Below are 16,733 nucleotides of genomic sequence, written 5' to 3'. Positions count from 1 at the left end.
TCCTACCTCTGTTCACCTGAACCGGAAGCGCACACGCGCTCAACAACATCCTCAAATCGGTCACAAATCTTATCCCACCTGAAGTTCTGCTCAACATATTCATGTCCGTTACGTCCCATGCCATCTGCAATATCGGGATGACTGAGAAGATAGTTGACACAGCCTTCAAATTCATAATAATCCTTGTAATACAGACCACCATTGCTTCTAACACAATGTCCCTTAAGGACATCGCATCTTCCGTTGCAGAGGACCGGTCTGTTAAGTGTCATTGACTCAAGTACAACAATCGAAAGGCTCTCAAATGGTGACGACATTATAAGGAAATCTGCTCCTGCCATGTAATCATACTTTTCCTGCTCGCTTACAAATCCGAGTGCCATTATGTCATCATCTTTCGGAATAGGCATAGCCGGCTTACCAATCATAACAAGCTTAAGGTCTGACGGATTGTTCTTCTTATACCTTCTGAAGAATTCAAATAACTCCTTACATCCCTTGGCTTCATCTATTCTTCCGGCATAAAGCATATAGTGTTCAACGCCTTTTTCCCTCTTAAGCCTTGTCTTATCCACCTCGCCCGGAATCTCGACTCCTGAGCCGCCGTAGCCGTCATTATTAATTATATGTCCGTTGCCGAACTTTCTTTCAACAAACTTTTTTTCTTCAAATGTAAGATAGAACATCCCCTTCGGCATAAGGAACAGCTTTTCAAATGTCTGAAGATATATAGGAGGCTCATCATGCGCTGTCGATATAAGAACCGCCTTATCCTTAACAAGCGGAAGTCCCTTAACCGTCGTATAATAAAGATATGTCATAAACACAAATGCATCATAGTCATCTGCGTGGTCTCTTATATAATCTATCAGTCCCGAAACAAGCGGTCCCTGCAGGTCGAACCACTGCTCCTCATCCTCCATTGAATGCGGTCTTCCGATTACCTTACCGGAAAATGCATCAAACTTTTTAGGATTACGCGGCTGAGTTACACCAAATCTGCGAACCTTTATTCCATTGATTACTTCTTCATCTGCCGTGTACTCATCTTTCCACGTTACATAATCAACAGCCTTACTTGTAAGGACCTCGATATCATATCTGTCTTTCAGATGCTCTGCCATAGTTCTTGCAAGCATCTCTGCACCACCATTGACTTCAAGCCCGTATCTTTGCACCACAAGCGCAATTTTACGTTTTTGTGACACTGTCTCCATTGTTCTACCTCTTAGCAATAAAATCAGCAAGCAGTTTCTCGAATCTGCCGGCTATTTTTTCATTATCAAAATCTTCAAGTCTCTTCTTCTCGCCCGCAATTATGCTGTTACGAAGTTCTTCATCCTTAACAACTCTGTCTATAACTCCTGCCGTAAGTACAGGATTCTTCTCTTTCATAAGTATTCCGCTGCCGCCAAGTGTGCCTGCTATTGCAGAGCTGTCATAAGCAACTATCGGAACTGCGAACTTCATGGCCTCCACAAGCGGTACACAGAATCCCTCATGCTCGCTCTGGCAGAGGAATACGTCCGCTACTCTGTAGTAGGCAAGTATCTCATCAAACTTTATATGTCCGGGGAATATTACATCTCTTACGCCAAGTGCATTAATATAACTTATCAGCCTTCTGTGATAACGTTCCATTCCTCCTGACGAACCCACAAGAAACAGTCTTGACTTTGGATTGTAATATTTTTTGTAGTAAGCAAACGCCCTTATTACATCCTCCTGCTTCTTATTAGGTGCAATTCTTCCCGTAAAAAGCACATTAACCCAGCCATCGTCCGAATACTTTCTGATGACCTCTTCATTAGGTTTCTTATCGTAATCTTCAAAAGGTATGAGAATCGGAAGCACATCTATCGGACATGTAAATCCCATCTCACGAAGATTCTGCTTGTTATATTCAGAAACTGCAATGCAGTAATCTGTCTTATCCGCAAGCGACTTCACCTCTTCATACCCTTTCTTGCAGATACGGTATGAGCCGTCATTGTAATCCTTAAAATAATCCGGAGGTGTTATATTGTGATATATTATTATCTTGCGGCATTTGAACTTATCAAAATCACGGCTTATCTTACTTCCGGTCGAAAGATGATATATTATTATATCATTCTTATCGACTCTTCCAAGCTTGGAGTAATTCTTCGCTGTACCTTTCGGTATTCTCGAATCGATATTCTCAGCGAAAATTGCAGTTTTATACCCCATCTTTTTAATGATTTCCTGCAATGCAAGCGTATCATTACTTACCGCATCACCGAATGAAATTGTTGCCAAAAGCTGATATACGACCACTGACTATTTTTTCTCCTTTAACATTTCTTCCAATGCCATACAGCGCTTCTTACAATCATAAAGCTCTCTCTCAAGTTCAGATATTCTCTCATCGTCTTCTGCGAATTTGTTAAGTGCCTGAGCAAAGAGATTGGTTGCTTCTTCATTGAACTTATTCTGGTCATCAACGATAGGCTCAACATAAAATGCAGTCATTCTTCTAAAGATTTTCTTAAAGAATGTGACTACAGGTCCGATTCCCGGACGGTCTGATGCAATATCCCTATATGAAAGCACCATTCTGTCGCCTGCCATCTTCTCAAGCTCTTCCTTGTATGCCTGCATATTATAAGGTGTTGCTACAGATGAAAGTATTATGTCACTGAACTGGATCTCATCGTCCTTATAGCCTTTATTACGTATATCCTCACGGATTTCAGCCATGATATCCTCGATATTAATGTTCTCCATTACCTGCATCCTCCTATATATTCAGCGTCCATTCATGCGGTATTCTGAGAACACCTACGTCAGACACCTTGGAAACTACTTCAAATCTCAGGGCCTCTTTATAATAATCAACCGGATTACCCTCGCCGTATTCTATCGTTACATCAACCCAGTACTCGGCAGGAATAAGCATGAGCTCCTTAAGGTCAACTCTGTAACTTCCATCACGCTCTATATCAAAATTATCCTTGTGGTCTATCCTTGTATTAGTGCCGTAGCACCACAGTCCGTCACTTCTGAATATACCAAAGCCGAATACGGCATCCGTAACCTTCTTCTTGCATTCATAATGAAGGTCAAGAACCATCTCCTCACCTGTCCTGAAAGTCTTCTGAGGATTACCGTCAGCATCAAGAATATTAATCTTTGTGAACATACAGTCCATTGAACCGTAACGTTTCTTCTTTTTGGCTGCTTCCTTCCCGTCTGCCTTCTCCGGATTAGCCTGTTCCTCGGCCTCCTGACGGGCGCGTTCCTTCTCGGCCATCTCCATACGTTCTGTATTCATGTAATCGAGATACTCAAGATGCACATCCTTAGGTGAACCTTCCATCTGAATCTTTCCATTCTTAATCCAGATTGAACGGTCACATATCTGTTCTATCTGTCCGAGAGAATGCGACACAATAACAATCGTTGTTCCTTCAGCTTTAATCTCTCTTAACTTATTAAAACATTTGGCCTGAAAATTCGCATCGCCGACTGCAAGAATCTCATCAATAAGCAGAATATCAGCATTAACATTAATTGCTACCGAAAATGCAAGTCTCATATACATACCCGATGAATATGTACGCACCGGATTATCTATAAACTGTTCCAGCTCTGAAAATGCAATAATATCATTAAGTCTTTCATCTATCTCTTTCTTGGTAAGTCCAAATATCGCAGCATTAGTATAGATATTCTCCCTGCCGCTCATATCAGGGTGGAAGCCTGCCCCAAGCTCGATAAGGCTTGATACTCTTCCGCACATCTCTATTGTTCCCGAATTAGGATAAATTATCTTCGTAAGAAGCTTAAGCGTTGTACTCTTACCACAGCCATTCTTACCAACAAGACCGACTGCCTCACCTTTTTTAATTGAAAATGAAATATTATCAAGAACAACCCTGTTCTCATAGGCATTACGTTTGCGGAAAAGCACACGCTCCTTGAGCTGGCTTCCCTTGTCATAATAGACCTTAAAATGCTTTGACACATTCCTTACTTCAATTGCATTATTACTATCCATCATTGCTTAAAATTCCTCCGCAAAGCCCTTCTCGAGCCTGTTAAATACAAAGATACCAAGAACCAGTACTATAACTCCCAGAACAAATGCTGAGAGAAGAGTGTCAAGTTCAGGAAATGTCTTATAATAAAGCACCGAACGGTATGCTTCAATTACAGGTGTCATAGGGTTAAGATTCCAAAGGGGAAGAAGCTCTTCCGGCACACGTTCTGATGAGTACATTACCGGAGTAATATACTGCCATGCCATTGCAATAATCCCGAGTATGTACTGCAGATCCCTGAAATAGACTGTAAGCGCTGACGTAAGCAGTGCTATTCCAAGACATATTATATATTCAACTACCATTATCACAGGCAGTGCAAGACACGCATAGAGGCTTATTCCCCATCCTGATACAAGAAGCACTGCAAATATAACTATAAAACAGAACAGCATATTCACGAAGTTACTTGTCGTATCTGCTATCGGCATTACCTCTCTTGGGAAGTATATCTTTTTAACCATATCCTTCTGATTCAGAATACTTATTGAACCACTTGTAAGTGCCGCAGAGAAAAACATCCACGGTATAAGCGCAACAAACAGGAAAAGATAATATTTCTCTATATCCTGTCTCATGATTATCGAGAATACAAGCGTGTATACACACAGCTGGAGCAGCGGATTGACAAATGTCCACATGAATCCAAGCACAGAACCTTTATAACGTCCTCTCAAATCCTTTTTTACCAGGCTGAATATCATCTGCCTGTAAGCATAGATTTCTTTAAATTCTTTTAACATAACTTCCTGCGGATGTTTTCCACCCTCTCCTTCACTATCTTTGTAGAACGCTCCATATTCAGCGATTCTCTGACATAACGGGCACCATTCTCTGCTATGCTGTCATAAAAATCCCTGTCGCTATATAGACGTTCCATGAAGCCTGCCGCCTCATCAACATCAGCGTCAGCCCAGTGGTATCCCTTCTTGTACGGAGGAATGTCTTTTTCTATCTCAATCATCTTATAGCCTACCATGCAAGCTGCTTCGGAACATGCGAATTCTGTGTTGGCAGACCAGTTGGTTGCAATTGTAGGCGTGCCGTTGAGCATCGCCTCTGCAAGTACAAGTCCGAAGCCTTCTGCCCTGTGAAGCGACACAAACACATCGACCGCTTTGATAAGACTGTTAACCTGTACTTTTGTAAGTGTATCTGAAAGGATATACACATTCCTGTATCCCGAAAGAGCCTTTCTTACATAAGTTATATCCTCATCTGAATATTCGTTAATCTTGACAACGATTCCAACATTGTCATTATCGGTTCCGAACGCCCTCTTATACGCTTCAAATACACTGTCAGGATTCTTGCGCTCCATTATGCTTCCGCTTGCGAACATCATAAGGAACAGAAACTTATCATCCGGCAGGCCGAAGTATGCCCTGTCAAATTCTTCTGACACTGGTGCTTCAACGCAGTACGGAAGAGTCATTACCGGCTTATCCGTATACTTTTTGAGTGTATTGGTAATAAAATCGGCCGGTGTCCATATCTCGTCAACAAGATCTATGCATCCAAGCCATTCTTCCGGAAATTCTTCAAGTTCCCACAGCCAGTAAGCTATATTATACCTGTGATCCCACACATTCTGTCCCATATTCATGAATGCAAGAGTGAATTCACTTGCATTAATATGAAAAATGTTGATATCATACGGTAATTCATCCGTTATCTTATCATCATGCGTATGGTCATTCATGCTTGGTCCCGGCGGCACGAAGAAATCATGCAGTACATATTCCTCTCCGCTTGCCTCAAGTATATCGGCAATCAGTCTTGTACTCTGTCCCAGCCCGGTCTCTGCGCGGATATTACCGATAAGATTAATCCCTTCCCGGTATGTTCTGTCATACGGTATTATATTGGCATTCTTTAACCTGTCCGTATTACGTCTTACTATTGATTCTTTGACAGAGCTCAGCACACTCTGCGGAACAATTTTCAGAAGAACCGGCCTTAACTTTTCTGCTGTGTCCAGCGCTAATTTGGATAGTCCCATTAGTTGTCCTCAATAAACTTTCTTACAATGCCTCCAAGATGTTCCGGAGAATATTTGTTAATAGCATCCCGATATGCCTTTTCATCTATCTGTGTATTATAATCAAACATTTTCTTAACGAAACTGTCAATCTGGAAATTAACCTTGTTGAATCCCTGCATCTCAAATGTATTGAGACAGTCGCCGGCAATCTCCTTATAAATATCGAGGTCACCGGTAATAACAGGCTTACCATGCTTCATAGCCTCAAGTATAGGCATTCCAAAGCCCTCAGCCCTTGATGGGAATAAAAAGCATGAACAGTGTGCATATAATTCGTGCTTCTTATCATCCGTGACATAATCAAGATATTCGACACCGCCACATTCAGCCTGAACCTCATGCAGAAGCTGCTCAATATCATCTTCAAGCATCTTGCCTGCCACAACAAGCTTCTTTGTTCCTTTGCGGTAACGGTATTCCCTGTATCCGTTAAGGAGTATGTCAACCCCCTTGCGTTTCTCCATATTGCCTATATACAGAAAATACCCGTCATCTGTGTTCTCATATTCCTTTGTGAGCGGATTCGTGATAATATACGCCGTCTCATTCTTAATATTCTTCGCTTCAGGGAATATTGCCTCTGTTGTAAGCTTCGTCTGATGCGAATTATAGAGAATCATGTCTGTATTCTTAAGGGTCTTTGAAAGGCTGTGCCTGAAGTAAATACTGTACACTCTTCCGAAATACTTTACATGTGTTATCGGGAACATGTCATGTATTGTTATCATTGTCCTGAACGAGCCTTTAAGATTCACCGGAATAAGCGAATTAACTTCCCAGAATACATCCGGCTTAATGTCTTCCAGCTGCTTCTTAATAAATGCAAAATACGCATACACCCCTGCGCTCTTGTATACGTGCCGGTCAGACGTTCTCACCTCTATTCCTTTTTCCTGAAAATACTTTATATATTCACTTGTCGCCACATCCGATAAGAGGACAAATTCCAATTCATCATACTGTATCAGTTGTTTTAAAAAATCAAAAAGATACATCCCCACGCCGCTGGGTCTGCTGCCCATCGACCTTGCATCTATTGCTATCTTCACTGCCTACTCCAATTCTTCACAATTATCTGTTAAGTGATTTGATACCCGGCCACTTAGTATCCTTCTCTGAGAATATCAGTTCCATTCCTTCAGGAACAGGCCACTCAATTCCTATATCCTTATCATCCCATATAATTCCGCCCTCATCGTTAGGATGGTAAAAATCCGTTACCTTATAACAGAATTCTGCATAATCTGATAATACAAGGAACCCATGGGCAAAATCCTTCGGAATAAAGAACTGCTTCTTATTCTCAGCTGACAGAACAACACCAAACCACTGTCCATATGTCGGAGAACCCTTTCTGATATCTACCGCTACATCAAATACCTCGCCATTTACAACTCTTACAAGCTTGTCCTGCGGATAATTAATCTGAAAATGCAGTCCGCGCAATACGCCCTTCTTAGATGCTGACTGGTTATCCTGAACGAACTTACAGTCAATTCCTGCCTCTGCAAAATCATTGTAATTATATGTCTCCATAAAATATCCGCGGTTATCACCGAACACTGCCGGCTCAATAACCTTAAGACCTTCTATTCCGCATGTTGTAACTTTAATTTTACCCATTATATCTCCTTTTATGAATCAATATGCTAATTATATATATTGTTCTATTCCTGTGACTCAAGAATCTTTACATATCTTGCAACCGCATCCTGCCATGCAGGCAATCTGTTGAATCCGTTAGCTGTAAGCTTATCCTTGTTCAGTCTGCTGTTATGAGGTCTCTTTGCCTTAACCGGGAATTCACCTGAACTTACAGGCGTAACCTTAACATCATTCATGCCTGCTGCCCTGAATATCTCACATGCAAATTCATACCAGCTGCAAAGCCCTTCGTTGGTTGCATGGTATGTTCCGTATCTGTCACTCTCAATCATGTCGCACAGAAGTACCGAAAGATCCGGTGTATAGGTTGGTGAACCTATCTGGTCATCAACAACCTTAACCGCCCCATTCTGCTTTCCAAGCCTTAACATTGTCTTGACAAAATTATTGCCGTTGACTCCGAATACCCATGCAATTCTTACAATAAAGAACTTTTCAACAAGCTCCCTTACAGCCTGCTCTCCTTCATACTTAGTCTCACCATATACGTTAAGCGGAGTTGTAACTTCATCGTCAGGCTCCCACGGTCTTGTACCCTCGCCGTCAAATACATAATCCGTGCTTATATACATCATCTTACAGCCAAGTCTGTCGCAGCTTGCTGCAATGTTGCGTGTTCCCTGTGCGTTAATGTTTCTGCACACTTCAACATCTTCTTCAGCCTTATCAACTGCCGTATATGCTGCGCAATGAATCACTGCATCAGGCGCAGCATCCGTGATAACACGCTCAACCACCTCTGCATCTGTAATGTCCATCTCATTCCTGTCTGTCGGAATAGCTGTATGACCTCTCTTCTCAAGCTCTATTACAAGATCATGTCCCAGCTGTCCGTCAGCACCTGTTACCAATACCTTCATAGCAGCTCCTTATCTGTTCTTATACATCTTCTCATAATACTGCTGATAATCACCGCTGATGATATGCTCCCACCACTCGCGGTTCTCAAGATACCACTTAACTGTCTTCTTGATGCCTTCATCAAACAGTGTAAGCGGCTCCCAGCCAAGTTCTGCATGAATCTTTGCAGGGTCGATTGCATAACGTCTGTCATGTCCCGGTCTGTCTGTTACATATGTTATAAGGTCTTCGCTCTTGCCAAGCTCCTTAAGTACAGTCTTAACAACCTGAAGATTAGTTCTCTCGTTATGACCGCCAATGTTGTATACTTCTCCTACGCGTCCCTTGTGAATAATCATATCTATTGCACGGCAGTGATCCTCAACATACAGCCAGTCTCTTACATTCTCACCCTTGCCATATACCGGAAGTGGCTTATCGTTAAGTGCGTTGGCAATCATAAGAGGTATAAGCTTCTCCGGAAAATGGTATGGTCCGTAATTGTTAGAGCATCTTGAAATCGTAGTAGGCAGTCCATACGTTCTGTGATATGCCATTACAAGCAGATCCGCACTTGCCTTAGATGCTGAATAAGGACTTGATGTATGAAGCGGAGTCTCTTCTGTAAAGAACAGATCCGGCCTGTCAAGAGGAAGATCTCCATATACCTCATCCGTTGATACCTGATGATATCTCTTAATTCCGTAGATACGACATGCATCAAGAAGCACGCCTGTTCCGATAATATTAGTCTGAAGGAATATTCCCGGGTCAGTGATTGAACGGTCAACATGGCTTTCTGCCGCAAAGTTAACGACTACATCCGGCTTCTCCTTCTCAAAAAGTGCATATACCGCATCTCTGTCCGCAATATCAGCCTTCACAAATGTAAAGTTAGGGTTGTCCATAACAGGCTCAAGTGTCTCCATATTACCTGCATATGTCAGCTTGTCAAGACATATAATCTGATATTCAGGATGCTCCTTTAACATATAATGAACAAAATTACCACCAATAAATCCGGCTCCACCAGTTACAATAATCTTCATAATCTATGTATCCTCTCAAAAATATATTATTCATTCATATAACATAGAACGCTTTTATCGTTATATGCTTTAGTACAGAATCCTTCCATCCGCTACCTGCTTAAGATGCGCTCCGTATGGCGACTTGCCATATCTTGCAGCATGCTCAAGAAGCTGCTCCTTTGTTATCCACTTATTACGGTATGCAATCTCTTCAATTGCCGAAATCTGGATTCCCTGGCGGTTCTCGACAACCTTAATGAATTCTGTGGCCTCTGAAAGTGCATCCATTGTTCCTGTATCAAGCCACGCATATCCGCGCCCAAGTGTTACGACATTGAGATTGCCTTTCTCAAGATAGATTCTGTTAAGGTCTGTTATCTCAAGCTCACCTCTTGCTGACGGCTTAATTGACTTGGCATATTCACATACATTCTTATCATAAAAATACAGACCGGTCACGCAATAATTAGACTTTGGATGTTCCGGTTTCTCTTCAATAGATATTGCCTTGCCATTCCCATCAAATTCTACAATTCCGAATCTCTCCGGATCATTAACATAATATCCGAATACAGTTGCCCCATCCTGTCTTGCTGCAGCTTCCTTAAGATGCTTTCCAAGTCCGTCTCCATAGAAGATGTTATCTCCGAGAACCATTGCACATGAATCCCCATCAATAAACTCCTCTCCAAGTATGAATGCCTGTGCAAGTCCGTCAGGTGACGGCTGTACCTTATAACTCAGATTAATTCCAAGACTGCTCCCATCGCCAAACAGCCTTTCAAAATTAGGCAAATCGTTAGGTGTAGATATAATAAGAATATCCCTGATTCCCGCCATCATAAGAACTGACATCGGATAATATATCATTGGTTTATCATACACCGGAAGAAGCTGCTTGCTTGTTACCATCGTAAGCGGATACAGTCTTGTACCGCTGCCTCCAGCCAATATTATTCCTTTCATTCTGAACCTCCATTATCCTGTGTACTTCTGCAAAAGGGCAGAGATACCCATATTTGTACATTATTATCTACATAATAGCAAACTGCTTCTGCTTTGTCAACGAAACAGGGCTTTTAGCGCAAAAAGTACAAAAAACTCCGGCAGTCATCTCTGACCGCCGGAGCTTTTATATTTAAGAGGTTGTTATGAACTTATAATTAAGCTCTCTTCTTCTTTGATACAACAATACCTGCACAGATAACTGCTGCACTTGCAAGAAGAATAACTACTATTGGCATGATTGGTGTGCTGTCACCTGTCTTAGCTGATTCAATTGTCTGACCAGCCTCGCCGTTAGCTGCCTTCTGCAGATATACTACTGCAAATGGGCTGAGCTCTGTTACGTTAACACTAAGTCCTGCCTGATTAACTGCCGGATCAATAACATCAAGTGTTCCGCTCTTAAGAAGATGAAGTACTGAGAATGTATATCCATCCGCATTAGTTCCGTCAGGATAAGCAAATGCTATTGTAAGAGTTCCCTCGAATGTAAGTGGGTTGCCTGCTGCATCAACAAGCTCAACTTCATAGTAAGCTACGCCTGCATTGTCAGCAATCTTAAGTCCCTGATTCTTAGCTGCCTCAAGAATTGATGCTGCTGTTGAATCATCTGCTGCCTTAGGAACTGCCTTAACATATACATCACCTGCTGTTACAGTTGCACCTGCTGCATTCTTGATAACTGTTCCTGCTGAAGCAGCAACAACTACATTCTGACCGATCACATTAACTGTGCCCTTAACATCAGGATTTGTGATAACTGTTTCCTCTGTTGTTGTATCGTCCTCAGAATCATCTGCATCAGGTTCAACTGATGGCATAGGTGTAATCACTGATGATGCTGTACCATTAAGTCTTGCACCAACACCTGCAGGTGCCTTATCAGTAAGAACAAGAAGTCCATTCATGTTGATTGTTCCGTCTGCATTTCTTGTAGGAACAATTGATGTATCTGTTGATACAAACCAGTCATCTGTTACAGTTGCACCTGACTTGTTAGATGACTTCTGAGCAGTAGTATCCCAGTAATAGTTACTGTCACCATAAATCTTGCTCTCATCCTGTGTACCCTTTGCCTTAAACTGCTCTGACACATTAGTATCCTTTCTGTATGAAAGAATTCCATTAGCGCCAAAGTCTGTGTTAGCTGCTGTATTTGTGTAGAATGCTACATTATAGCTCTCGTTGTTAAATGTTGTGCTGCTTGTTACCTGAATATCAGGGCAGCTGTTTGAATCAATACCCTTAGCCTTATTGTTGTAAGCTACTGAGTTAATAAGTCTGTGATAACCTGAGAGGCTGTCACCACCCATCTTAAATCCGTTACCGTTACCGGCATTAGTTCCATCCTCAAGGTAACCATTTCCATAGGCTACGCAATTCTGAAGCGTTACTGATCCAATTGATCCTGTCTCTACCTTAGCAAAAAGATCCCATCCATCATCGGCATTATTATATGAGATACATCCATCGAACACATTACCGTCTGCTACAGTAAGCTTAGCAGCGAATCCATCTGCATCCTCGTAACCCTTATCTGCATTGCCATATGATGTACAATTAAGAATAAGGTTATATGATGGCCAGTTATCCCATGTATCTGATGAGAGATATCTGCTTATCTGGATACCTGTGTTACCATTATGATAAGTATTAATCTGATCAAGTACGTTGTGGCTTCCTGACACCTGAACACCCTTAAGGGCATCTGCTGAATGTGTTACATCAAAGCCCTTGAAGTACCAGTAATCACCTGCAAGAACCATACCTGCACATGTCCAGTTGAAATCAAGTACCGGACGCTCTGTTGCATTAGGATCAGCCATCATTACGATATTGCTGTCTGCTGTTCCGCTATGACCTCTCTCAGTCTTGATTGTTGATGAAAGGCTGTACTTACCACCCTTAAGAATAATCTGCTGTCCAGGCTGTGCATACTTAACAGCTGTGTAGATATCTACAGGATTTGACTCATAACCGCTTCCCTGTGAAGTTCCGTCAGGAGCTACCCAGATTGCTTCTCCAGCCTCACCTATTGCCTTATATGTAACCACATGCTCAAATGTATATGGCTCATATGATGTTAACGCATCACCCTTAAGTGGCTTAAAGTTAGGATCCGGTGTAAATGTAATTACAAAGTAGTTTGCACCACCATGAAGCTTAATTGTCTTCTTGTATGTCTCGTTAGCCTTAACAGGAACATCATCAATTCCATATCCTTCGATTGAAATCTTACCGTCTGCAGTTGATACGAACTGAAGCTCGTAATCCTCAACACCGGTTGTTGTTGCTGATGTTACTGTGTAGCTTGGTGTTACAAGCTTAAGAGGCTTTGACTCTGCCGGTGCATCTGTAGCAGGATCTGTAAGCTCAAGTGAGATGTCTGAGAATGTAGCCTCAGCATTTCTTGATGCAAAGAAGCCTGCATATACATAATCTTCATCAAGCTGGCTGAGTGCATCTCTGTCATAATACTTCTGAGTCTTAATCTCCTTACCGTCTGCATCAGAATATGTTACAAAGTAACCTGTGTTATTTCTCTGAATTGTAAGATAGTAATCTGTAAGTGCTGTAAGTCCTTCAGAAACTGCTGTGTTATTACTGTTGCCGATAACATTGTATGTTCCTGCATCAAGATTCATTGCTGATGTCTCAAGAGTTACTGTCTCTGTCTTGAAATCACTGTTGATTGTAGCTGTATCACTTGCTACAAACTTATCAAGGTTACCCTTGTTAACGCCAGTCTTAGCAATAACACCAAGACCAAGCTTCATAGAAATCTTCTTGCCGGCATCACTAATCTCGCCAGTCTCTTCATCAACATAATACTCAACCTTTGATGCAATAGCCTGATACTGGTTATTCCAGAATGCAGTAGCATCTCCGTTATCACCTACACGGTCAGCTACCATTAAGCCATAACCTTCCTGACCGTTACTGAGTGTCCACTGATTAACATGAACCTTAGCTCTGAGTGTGAAGTTAGATGTTGTAGGTATCTTTGTATAATAGAATGATACACCATCTGTTGAGTTAGGAACAATCTTACCTGCATTGCCCATAGCAGATACTGTTACTGAACCATTCTTAGCATCTCCGCTGTACTTGTTCTTTGAACCTGTGCTTGAACCATAAGCTGAGAACTGCCATGCTGTCTCCGCCTTATCTGTAGCTGTTGCCTTAACTGCTGCTGATGTCTCACTCTTTGTTGCACCCTTAACAGCTACAACGGTAAATGAATACTCTGTGCCAATTGCAAGTCCTGATACTGTATACTCTACTCCGGTTGTTGTTCCTGCAAGTGCTCCATTGCAGTATACTTCATAGCTTTCAGCCTCAGGAACTGCTTTCCACTCAACCTTGATTGAACCGTTGCCTGCACTTGCTGCTGTCTCAATAACAGGCTTTGCAAGTGGAAGTGTAAAGTTAACATTAACTGAATTACTTGCCTTATCTTCCTTACCATCTCTTGATAACGTAGCTGAGAATGAGTAAGCTCCTGTAGCTGAAGGCTTGAACTCAACTGCTCCTGATGTACCCTCAACCTTTGTTACCTTTGTATCTACGACCTTGCCGCTTGCGTCCTTCATCTCGACTGTAAGCTTCTCGCCGCCGTTAGAACCGATTACTGCTGTATATGGAACCTTAACTGTATCTCCGTCTACTGTTGGAGTTGCAAGCTCAGGAGCCTTAACTGTTGACCAGTCAAGAGCAGGTGTACCCTTCTCAAGAGTAATTGCATATACATATGCCTTAGAACCGTCCAGATAGAAGTAGTATGTTCCACCCTTCTCCATCTCGAATGTCATTGTTCCTGATGGCACTGACGAATCTGTTTTAATCTCGTTAGCCGTTCCACTCTTATCCTGCACAAAATGCCATGTCTTTGCCGCTTTCTTACATACGAATGATACTCTTGAATCTTCCTTAGCTGTAAGCTTGAAGGCAGCACCTGATGTAGGAATCTGACCACCCTTAGGTGATGCGTTAGATACGCCCTGTACAGCCTTTGTATAGGTTGTTCCTTCTACTTCATCTCCTGCCGGATTCTTCTGTGGCATATCACAGAGAACTTCGAGATTAGCTACTGTATCATCGCCATATACAGTCCCTGCCTTAAGACCGTCATCGCTCTGGATTGCATCTATGGATACTTTCTTGTAGTCGCTCTCCTTCTCATATGAGTAAGCAATATCATATATGTATGCCTTAGAGCCATCAAGATAGAAATAATATGTTCCACCCTGCTCAACATCAAATGATGTTGTGCCTGTAGGCACTGATGAACCTGTTTTAATCTCGTTAGCTGTTCCGTTCTTATCCTGTACAAAATGCCATGTCTTTGCTGCTTTCTTAAGTACAAATGATACCTTGGCATTAATTGCTGCTGTAACCTTAACTGCCGCACCTGATGTAGGAATCTGACCACCCTTAGGTGATGCATTAGATCCGCCCTGTACAGCCTTTGTATAGGTTGTTCCTTCCACCTCGTCTCCTGCTGGACTCTTCTGTGGCATATCACAGAGAACCTCTATGGAAACTTCTTTCTCATCGCCGTACTTTGTTCCGGCTTTGAGTCCATCATCGCTCTGTACTGCATCAATATGCTTGGTAACCTGTACGCCGTCACCAGCCTTAGCAGCAACAAGAGTGAAGTCTGATGGGACTAATCCGATCAGCATGAGCGCTGCCATAAATACTGCGGCAATGCCCTTCTTTCTTCTTCCTTTCATAAAAACCTCCTCTAAACTTTAAAAAAGTTGTAGTCAATCGACTACTTATTCCCATAATAGCCCTAATTCACAGTATTTTCAAGCCGTTTTGTGTAATTTGCCTAAATAGACAAAATGCTCTCCGTTTTTTTGTGCAATTTTAATATATAACTGTATGATAAGATACATTTATTAAGAAAAATTCTTACAAAATCATCATATTGATAAAATTTTTAACCCGATAACAAAAAGAACAGGATAATATCTAAGATGCTCATAAGAAAGATTCTGCGTGCGGCAGCATTCTGCCTCACGTTCATTATATTAATGTACACAATCAACTTTATATTCTGGGATGATATCCACGCCCTCTCACGCCTTACGATGTCAGAGATGTATAACTATAATGGCAATATCGATACCGTTGTGCTAGGCTCCTCATATGTAGTGCATGGCTTTAATCCCAAGATTGCAGATGAAGTCTCAGGCGCACACACATACAACGCTGCAACTAAGCTTCAGGCACCTGACGGCTCTTATTATATGCTTAAGGAAATCATTAAGCACCACAAGGTCAGCACTGTATATATAGACTGTAACAATGTAATCATGTCGCAGTTCAAATCTGTCAATTACGGTGCTAATTCCATTATTTCAGTATATATGAAACCCTCCCTTGACAAATACCGCTTTGTATATGAAAGCGGCGGCGGTGAAGCACTTTTGAAGAATGCATTTCCGTTTCTTATAAGGAAAAAGCTTAATTTCATCCCAATTATCAAGGCAAAGCTGACAGACGGATATAAGCCGGGGAATTACCGCTATGTTAATCTTGATGATGAAGAGTATGCCGGTCTGGGATACGTTATTAAAGATGGTGTTATGAAAGATGATGACAATTATGAGTCAATATGGGATATAGACCCTTCCGAACCGCTGACTGAATTCTCAAGGTATAATCTTAAGCGGATTGCGGATCTTTGCCGCGAGAATAACATAAGACTTGTTCTGATGACCGTGCCTGTTGCATCTGAGATGGTACGCCGCACGGATAACGTTCAGGTCTATATAGACGCAGTTCAGGCTTTTGCTGATGAGAATAATATCGAATATCACAACTATAATCTCGCCAGAAGCCGGTACTGCCTGATGAAGATAAGCGATTATTCCGACAAGGAGCACCTTAATGATACAGGTGCCGCTAACTTTACGCGCCAGTTCATGCAGACCGAGACTGCACTTGCCAATGGTACACTGACCAAGGCTGATGTGTTCTATGACTCGATAAGTGATAAGATGGAATATGACCCCGGCGAGAGTGTGAGGTATTACAGGGATTTGAAGGATAAGCATGAATGAATCACTACAG

The 16,733-nt window shown here is 41.9% G+C and carries 13 protein-coding genes; 1 reads left to right on the top strand and 12 read right to left on the bottom strand.

Annotated features, from left to right (window positions below; translation table 11 throughout):
- Window positions 1–2: 2 nt before the first annotated feature.
- The 12 genes from NQ488_00245 to NQ488_00190 all read right to left on the bottom strand — a co-directional run bounded on the left by NQ488_00245 (window position 3) and on the right by NQ488_00190 (window position 15,385).
- On the bottom strand, window positions 3–1,217 hold the full coding sequence (locus NQ488_00245) for a glycosyltransferase family 4 protein (protein UWN95776.1): 1,215 nt from the start codon (window positions 1,215–1,217) through the stop codon (window positions 3–5).
- A gap of 4 nt (window positions 1,218–1,221) precedes the next feature.
- Entirely contained in the window at window positions 1,222–2,298 is a 1,077-nt protein-coding gene (locus NQ488_00240) for a glycosyltransferase family 4 protein (GenBank protein UWN95775.1), read from the bottom strand.
- Window positions 2,299–2,301: 3 nt separating this feature from the next.
- Window positions 2,302–2,748: a hypothetical protein gene (locus NQ488_00235; GenBank protein UWN95774.1), complete on the bottom strand. Its 447-nt coding sequence runs from the start codon at window positions 2,746–2,748 to the stop codon at window positions 2,302–2,304.
- A 13-nt stretch (window positions 2,749–2,761) separates the two neighbouring features.
- On the bottom strand, window positions 2,762–4,021 hold the full coding sequence (locus tag NQ488_00230) for an ABC transporter ATP-binding protein (protein UWN97068.1): 1,260 nt from the start codon (window positions 4,019–4,021) through the stop codon (window positions 2,762–2,764).
- A gap of 6 nt (window positions 4,022–4,027) precedes the next feature.
- Window positions 4,028–4,807: an ABC transporter permease gene (locus tag NQ488_00225; protein UWN95773.1), complete on the bottom strand. Its 780-nt coding sequence runs from the start codon at window positions 4,805–4,807 to the stop codon at window positions 4,028–4,030.
- Window positions 4,801–6,066 carry a glycosyltransferase gene (locus NQ488_00220; protein UWN95772.1) on the bottom strand — a complete coding sequence of 422 codons (1,266 nt, stop codon included), beginning with the start codon at window positions 6,064–6,066 and terminating at the stop codon, window positions 4,801–4,803. The genes NQ488_00225 and NQ488_00220 overlap by 7 nt, the downstream gene beginning before the upstream one ends.
- Entirely contained in the window at window positions 6,066–7,157 is a 1,092-nt protein-coding gene (locus tag NQ488_00215) for a glycosyltransferase (GenBank protein UWN95771.1), read from the bottom strand. The genes NQ488_00220 and NQ488_00215 overlap by 1 nt, the downstream gene beginning before the upstream one ends.
- A 22-nt stretch (window positions 7,158–7,179) precedes the next feature.
- On the bottom strand, window positions 7,180–7,731 hold the full coding sequence (gene rfbC, locus NQ488_00210; protein UWN95770.1) for a dTDP-4-dehydrorhamnose 3,5-epimerase: 552 nt from the start codon (window positions 7,729–7,731) through the stop codon (window positions 7,180–7,182).
- 44 nt (window positions 7,732–7,775) lie between these two features.
- On the bottom strand, window positions 7,776–8,633 hold the full coding sequence (rfbD, locus tag NQ488_00205) for a dTDP-4-dehydrorhamnose reductase (GenBank protein ID UWN95769.1): 858 nt from the start codon (window positions 8,631–8,633) through the stop codon (window positions 7,776–7,778).
- Between the two features lie 9 nt (window positions 8,634–8,642).
- The gene (gene rfbB / locus NQ488_00200) at window positions 8,643–9,662 is read right to left on the bottom strand and encodes a dTDP-glucose 4,6-dehydratase (GenBank protein UWN95768.1); all 1,020 of its coding nucleotides are present in this window, start codon (window positions 9,660–9,662) and stop codon (window positions 8,643–8,645) included.
- A gap of 69 nt (window positions 9,663–9,731) precedes the next feature.
- Window positions 9,732–10,610, bottom strand: coding sequence for a glucose-1-phosphate thymidylyltransferase RfbA (gene rfbA / locus NQ488_00195; GenBank protein ID UWN95767.1), 879 nt, complete (start codon window positions 10,608–10,610; stop codon window positions 9,732–9,734).
- A 197-nt stretch (window positions 10,611–10,807) separates the two neighbouring features.
- Window positions 10,808–15,385, bottom strand: coding sequence for a fibronectin type III domain-containing protein (locus tag NQ488_00190; GenBank protein UWN95766.1), 4,578 nt, complete (start codon window positions 15,383–15,385; stop codon window positions 10,808–10,810).
- A gap of 249 nt (window positions 15,386–15,634) precedes the next feature.
- Between NQ488_00190 and NQ488_00185 the strand changes: the two genes are divergently transcribed.
- Window positions 15,635–16,723: a hypothetical protein gene (locus NQ488_00185; GenBank protein ID UWN95765.1), complete on the top strand. Its 1,089-nt coding sequence runs from the start codon at window positions 15,635–15,637 to the stop codon at window positions 16,721–16,723.
- Window positions 16,724–16,733: the final 10 nt, after the last annotated feature.

It is taken from the genome of [Bacteroides] pectinophilus (assembly GCA_025146925.1).
Taxonomy (GTDB): Bacteria; Bacillota; Clostridia; order Lachnospirales; family Lachnospiraceae; genus Bacteroides_F; species Bacteroides_F pectinophilus.
The sequence above is the reverse complement of the archived record's forward strand: the minus strand, read 5'-3'. Positions and strand labels throughout refer to the sequence as shown.

What these genes read in the sequence shown, in the direction of transcription:
- NQ488_00245 (UWN95776.1), bottom strand. Translation starts at nt 1,217, where the DNA reads ATGGAGACAGTGTCACAAAAACGTAAAATTGCGCTTGTGGTGCAAAGA.
- NQ488_00190 (UWN95766.1), bottom strand. Translation starts at nt 15,385, where the DNA reads ATGAAAGGAAGAAGAAAGAAGGGCATTGCCGCAGTATTTATGGCAGCG.
- NQ488_00230 (UWN97068.1), bottom strand. Translation starts at nt 4,021, where the DNA reads ATGGATAGTAATAATGCAATTGAAGTAAGGAATGTGTCAAAGCATTTT.
- rfbA (UWN95767.1), bottom strand. Translation starts at nt 10,610, where the DNA reads ATGAAAGGAATAATATTGGCTGGAGGCAGCGGTACAAGACTGTATCCG.
- NQ488_00235 (UWN95774.1), bottom strand. Translation starts at nt 2,748, where the DNA reads ATGGAGAACATTAATATCGAGGATATCATGGCTGAAATCCGTGAGGAT.
- rfbD (UWN95769.1), bottom strand. Translation starts at nt 8,633, where the DNA reads ATGAAGGTATTGGTAACAGGTGCTGACGGACAGCTGGGACATGATCTT.
- NQ488_00185 (UWN95765.1), top strand. Translation starts at nt 15,635, where the DNA reads ATGCTCATAAGAAAGATTCTGCGTGCGGCAGCATTCTGCCTCACGTTC.
- rfbB (UWN95768.1), bottom strand. Translation starts at nt 9,662, where the DNA reads ATGAAGATTATTGTAACTGGTGGAGCCGGATTTATTGGTGGTAATTTT.
- rfbC (UWN95770.1), bottom strand. Translation starts at nt 7,731, where the DNA reads ATGGGTAAAATTAAAGTTACAACATGCGGAATAGAAGGTCTTAAGGTT.
- NQ488_00225 (UWN95773.1), bottom strand. Translation starts at nt 4,807, where the DNA reads ATGTTAAAAGAATTTAAAGAAATCTATGCTTACAGGCAGATGATATTC.
- NQ488_00220 (UWN95772.1), bottom strand. Translation starts at nt 6,066, where the DNA reads ATGGGACTATCCAAATTAGCGCTGGACACAGCAGAAAAGTTAAGGCCG.